Annotated in this window: 6 protein-coding genes; 4 read left to right on the top strand and 2 right to left on the bottom strand. The window is 65.1% G+C overall.

Annotated features, from left to right (window positions below; translation table 11 throughout):
- The coding region (locus tag V473_RS24300) for a hypothetical protein (protein WP_216628565.1) at nt 1–211 on the bottom strand (211 nt) is incomplete at its 3' end.
- Between the two features lie 449 nt (nt 212–660).
- Nucleotides 661–1,353, bottom strand: coding sequence for a hypothetical protein (locus V473_RS22605; RefSeq protein ID WP_007685994.1), 693 nt, complete (start codon nt 1,351–1,353; stop codon nt 661–663).
- 165 nt (nt 1,354–1,518) lie between these two features.
- Between V473_RS22605 and V473_RS22600 the strand changes: the two genes are divergently transcribed.
- From V473_RS22600 to V473_RS23890, 4 genes are all read left to right on the top strand, one after another.
- Nucleotides 1,519–2,115, top strand: coding sequence for a recombinase family protein (locus V473_RS22600; protein ID WP_007685993.1), 597 nt, complete (start codon nt 1,519–1,521; stop codon nt 2,113–2,115).
- On the top strand, nt 2,108–3,760 hold the full coding sequence (locus V473_RS22595) for an IS481 family transposase (RefSeq protein ID WP_007685992.1): 1,653 nt from the start codon (nt 2,108–2,110) through the stop codon (nt 3,758–3,760). The genes V473_RS22600 and V473_RS22595 overlap by 8 nt, the downstream gene beginning before the upstream one ends.
- Nucleotides 3,760–4,737: an ExeA family protein gene (locus tag V473_RS22590; protein WP_007685991.1), complete on the top strand. Its 978-nt coding sequence runs from the start codon at nt 3,760–3,762 to the stop codon at nt 4,735–4,737. Before V473_RS22595 ends, V473_RS22590 begins: the two co-directional genes overlap by 1 nt.
- Nucleotides 4,738–4,837: 100 nt before the next feature.
- On the top strand, nt 4,838–5,407 hold the full coding sequence (locus V473_RS23890; RefSeq protein ID WP_062121710.1) for a hypothetical protein: 570 nt from the start codon (nt 4,838–4,840) through the stop codon (nt 5,405–5,407).
- Nucleotides 5,408–5,558 lie beyond the last annotated feature (151 nt).

Raw genomic sequence — 5,558 nt, 5'->3', positions numbered from 1 at the left:
TGTAGGCGCTTGCAACCGTAGCAGCTTCTGCTCGCAAACAGCGCCTTTTCCTGCCCAGATTACCTGACAACGAGCCGACTATGCTGCTCACGCTATCCGACAATGTGCTCGCCATCATCCGCGTCTGCTCGCAAACGGCAAAGGGCCGCTCATGGTATCTGCCAACTACAAAGTCGAGATTAGCAGTCATTTGCTGATGCGCGATGCTCACGCAGCTTTGTGGAACCCAAGATCAGAAAGTACACGATGGGGCAAACCACCATCAGCATCACTGCTGGATCGGTAGCCCATCTCGTTGGGCCATCGCTGTCCGGCTCACTTGCTACCGCGAGCATGAGCGCGATTGATCCTCGCACAGCGGCGTAGGTGGCAGGAACAAGCAGGATGTGGAGAAGCCACCCGTAGCGGAACCGCATGGCGCCAAACCAGCAGAGTACAGCTATGGCGGGTGGAGCGAGTGTGGCGGCTACGAAGCCGCAGAACCAAATGGCAAACCCTGCCGGAGTCAGCGTATCGCGATAGTAGCTGGCGATCCCATCCGGTCGCAATCCGAGAGCGACGAAAGAGCCTGCGACGACAACGGCACCCAAAGCCGTCAGTCCGACGCCACGCAATGTCCCGTGTCTCGGCATCAATCTATGCAATCCAGTAAGCCATTGATCAGGCTGCTCGCACTTTGGCTCGGAAGAAGGTCGTTTCCGACCCAATCAGATCGGGGTCGATCCCGCTCTCCTCGGCGGCCAGTTGCTGGATGATCCGCCAAATCTCGGGGGCGGTGAGGCGCGCGCCGTCGCGGGCAAGCCTGCCACGGTTCTGCTCCGTGACCAGTCGGGCGAGATCGCCGATAGTGTCGCACCTCCGAGGTAATCGCCGGCGGTCGAGGTGCCGTAACCATAGCCCCGCGTAGGCGCTCGCTCCAGCAGCGAAGATGCGAAGGGGAGGTGCCAGCGTCGTGAAGGCGAGGATCGCGACCGCGACAGCGAAGCAGAGACCACTGACAATCCCAAGCCATCCGGCTCGCGTCGCCGGCATCTTGAGGTCGGTATCGGCTTCCAGGTCGCTGAACGCTTGGCGCAGCTTCCCACCGATCAGCGGCGCCAACGGCGCATCCGGCCCGACGTGCCGGCCAAGCCCGAGCGCGCGTCGAAGCCTGTAGAACGTCATCTGCGTGGCGCATGTCGTGCCGCCCCCGCTGTAGGCTGCGACATGCGCGACGACATGGTCACGCACCTCGCCGAACGTTGTCCAAGGCAGGTTCGAGCGCAGGCGCAGATCGAAGGTGCGCTCGATTGCGAGGAAGAAGTCGGTGTCGTCGCCATCACCGACCCAGCCAACCGTATCGAGCACCTGCATGAACCCGGCTCCTCAGCGGTTCTGCAAAACGACCGTTTCTGACGAGCCGATCGCCTTGCTGGGCCGGCAACGTAAATCTGCGGGCCGCACTTTGTCAAAACTGTTCTGGAAACCCGCGTCGCAAAACGGTATGCCCCGCACGAGTTTGGAGAAGATCAGACGCTCATGCGGGTCGGCTATGCCAGGGTCAGCACCAGCGACCAGAACCCCGAGCTCCAGCTCGATGCGCTGCGGCGGGCCGGCTGCGAGCGGGTGTTCACCGAAAAGGCGTCGGGCGCGCGCGATGACCGGCCCGAACTGGCGCGCATTCTGGAAGACGTGCTGCGCGCAGGCGACACGCTGGTTGTTTGGAAGCTCGACCGCCTCGCCCGCTCGCTCAAGAAGTTGATCGCCACGGCCGAGGATCTGGAGCGCGAGAAGATCGGGCTGGTGTCGCTGACCGAGAGCATCGACACGACAACGCCGGGTGGCATGCTCACCTTTCACGTGTTCGGCGCCATCGCGCAGTTCGAGCGTGCCCTGATCCGCGAGCGAACTACCGCGGGGCTAGTGGAGGCGCGCCGGCAGGGTCGCAAGGGTGGCCGCCCATCGGCAATGCGCCCGAGCGACGTCGCCGCGGCACGGGCGATGATGAAGGAGGGCACGTTGCCGGTGCGCGACATCGCCAAGCGCATGGGCGTGTCGGTCGCGACCCTCTATCGCTATGCAGGCAAGCGCGGCAGCGGTGCATCGATCAAGGAGGCTGCAACAGCCCATGGCTGACCGGGCGAAGCGACCGCCTGGAGAGGCGCTGATCGATCTTCGCCGACGGTTGTCGCTGTTGCCCCCACGCGACCCCGGTCGCACCGAGATCATCGCCCGTGCGGCCGAGGCCTATGGCATCTCCATCTGGACCCTTTACCGGGCGTTGCGCGAGCTGAACCGCCCCAAGTCGGTGCGCCGGTCCGACCATGGTGCGACGCGGGTTGCCCCGCAGGCCGAGATGGAGCGCTACGCCGAGATCGTCGCCGCACTGAAGATCAGGACCACCAACAAGAAGGGCCGGCACGTTTCGACCGCCCGCGCCATCGAGTTCCTGGAAACCGATGGCGTCGAGACGCCGGAGGGCCTGGTCAAGGTAGCACCCGGCCTGCTGAAGCGGGCGACCATCGACCGGCTGCTCCGCTCATCAGGGCTGGACTATGCCCGCGTGACCCGCCCCCACGCAGCCGTTCGTTTTCAGGCGCGGCGATCCAACGAGCTGTGGCACTTCGACATGAGCCCGTCCGACCTCAAGCAGGTCGAGGCGCCGCTCTGGATCGAGCAGGGTCGCGGCAAACCCACGCTGATGCTGTTCTCGGCCGTCGATGACTGCTCGGGCGTGGTCTACCAGGAATATCGCAGCGTCTATGGCGAGGATGCCGAGTCCGCGCTGCGCTTTCTATTCAACGCCTTCGCCGCCAAGCCTGAGCCCGAACTGCCGTTCCAGGGCCTGCCGGTCACGATCTACATGGACAACGGCCCGGTCAGCCGGTCGCGCGTGTTCCAGTCGGTGATGGGCAGCCTCGGCGTGCGCGTCCTCACCCATCTGCCGCCGAAGGCCGACGACCGGCACACCGCGGCCCGCGCCAAGGGCAAGGTCGAGCGGCCGTTCCGCACGGTGAAGGAGGTGCACGAGACGTTGTACCACTTCCACAAACCCAAGGACGAGGCGGAAGCCAATCTGTGGATGCGGCGTGCGCTGGTCACCTACAACAACGGCGACCATCGTTCCGAGCCACACGCGCGGATCGAGCACTGGCTGCGGCACCTGCCCGGCGATGGCGTGCGGGCCATGTGTTCATGGGAGCGGTTCTGCGCCTTCGCTCGTGAGCCCGAGCGGCGCACCGTTGCGGGCGACGCGACCGTCTCGGTTGAGGGCGCTTCCTACGAGGTCGAGCCCGAGCTCGCCGGCGAGACGGTGACGCTGCTCTGGGGGCTGTTCGACCAGCAGCTCTTCGTGGAGCATGACGGCAAGCGGCATGGCCCTTACGAGCCGTCGCGCGGCGCCGTGCCGCTCTACCGCTATCGCAAGTATCAGAAGAGCCGCGCCGAGGAGCGGCTCGACAAGGTGGTCCGGCTCGCTGACCAGCTGGGGCTGCCCCGCGCGACCGTGACGGGCGGCGACCGGCCGCTGCCGTCGCTGCCGCCCTCCACCGCAGGGCTCGCGGTGCGGCAAACACCTTTTCCGGAGCCGGCGGTCGAGACGGCATACCCGACCGGGCTCGCGGCGCGCCACGCCATCGTCGACCAGCTCCGGCGACCGCTCGGCTCGCTGCCTGAGGCAGACCGCGCCTTCATCGACGCGCTGCTGGGCGAAACGCTCGACAAGACCATCATCGCTGACCGCATCCGAGAGCGGTTCCAGTCAAGACGGGGGACAAGCTGATGCTCGCCGACGTTCAATCCAGCTACGGGCTCGCCCGCCCGTTCCAAGGCGTCGGCAACTTCGAGACAGAGCATCAGCGCAACCTCGTGCGCGAGGTCTGTGCGGCCGTGCAGACCGGCAGGTTGATCGTCGTCTCCGGCCTGGTCGGATCGGGCAAGACGCACCTGCTGCGCCGCATCGAGGACGAGCTGGCCCGGGCGGGCAAGGTCGCCGTCGCCAAGTCGCTTGCGGTCGACAAGCGCCGCACCTCGTTGCCCTCGCTGATCGAGGCGCTGTTCTACGATCTCTCGCCCGGTGACCGTGCCCAGGTGAAGATTCCCAAGCAGGCCGAGCGCCGCGAGCGCGACCTGCGCGACATCATGCGCAAGGGCAAGCGCCCGGTCGTACTGGTGGTCGACGAGGCGCATGACCTGCACCACAAGACGCTGACCGGCCTCAAGCGGTTGATGGAGGTGGTGGCTGATGCCGGCGTGCTGCTGTCGGTCCTTCTGGTCGGCCATCCTCGGCTACGCAACGACCTGCGCCGCCCGCAAATGGAAGAGATCGGCTACCGCACGACCACCTTCGACTATGAGGGCATCGGCGCCGAACGCCGCGACTATGTTGCCTGGCTGCTCGGCGCCTGTGCGGCCGAGGGGGTCAAGGTTGCCGACTTGATGAACGAGGACGCGATCGACCTCATCGCCGAGCGCCTGCGCACCCCGCTCCAGATCGAGATGCACCTGACACTCGCCTTCGAGCAGGGCTTCCGCTTCGCTGCCAAGCCCGTCACGGCCGAGATCGTCGAGCAGGTGCTGTCGCGGGCGATTGACGACCTCGAACCCACGCTGACGCGCAACGGTTACGATGCGGGCGCGCTCGCCAGCCAGCTCAACACCCGGCCGTCCGACATACGCGCGTTCCTCGCCGGAACGCTGGACGCCGAACACACCCGCGACCTGACCGAGCGGCTCCGCGAAGCCGGTGTGCCGATATGATACTGGCTGTCCTCGCCTTGGTATCTCCCGCACGCGGACGCAACGCATGTCGTCTGTGCCACCGATTGTGGACGTTGCGCTTCTCTCATAGCCTGCCGGCATGAACAGGCATCTTACCGCAGCTTCTTTATCGATCGTCAGCTTGCTCAGCGCGTGCTCGGCCTCGGCCGAGAGGAGGTTGGAGGGACGAGTCTTCGACATCCCGAGAGCCAACGACATATCCGACAATGATAAGCCGTTCTTTCTACCAGCGCTCGATCCCAGCGACGGGTTCTCGTTCTACCTAAATCCGAGCGCAAGCTTGCCGGAGCGAAACTTGGTGGGCGTGGCAAGCAAGAAGCGGATGTGTGCCCGCGCAGCGGGAACAGAGGCGCTTGTCAACTCGACTGTCTGCGCAAGTCGCCCGCTTTCATGGCGCGGCCGAACACTGCGCAAGGTAAGTGATGGTGTTTTCTGGACATACCAGTTGCCAGCCGAAGCAGGTCAGAAGCGTCCTCCATCGCTGGCGAGTTGCTCCGCCATGGGCGGAGGCTCGCGGCCGGGGCTCTGCACGGCCAATCTGCCGTATGACAATCTCGTGCTGACGATTCACTTCCGAGACAATCAGGTCGGCTCGCTCCAGGCATTATACGATCAATCCGTTGCTAGCCTGAGGAAGTGGGAGCGCTGATGCTTACGGCAAACCCGGCGGGAACGATCGCTGCCAGACCGCTCACCGGCACTCCTCGCTATTGGCAGAAAGCGAGAACAGGCCTTCTCCGTTTGCGAGCAGGCGCGGATGATGGCGAGCACATTGTCGCATAGCGTGAGCAGCATGGCCC

The organism is Sphingobium cupriresistens LL01, assembly GCF_001046645.1.
GTDB lineage: Bacteria > Pseudomonadota > Alphaproteobacteria > Sphingomonadales > Sphingomonadaceae > Sphingobium > Sphingobium cupriresistens.
The sequence above is the reverse complement of the archived record's forward strand: the minus strand, read 5'-3'. Positions and strand labels throughout refer to the sequence as shown.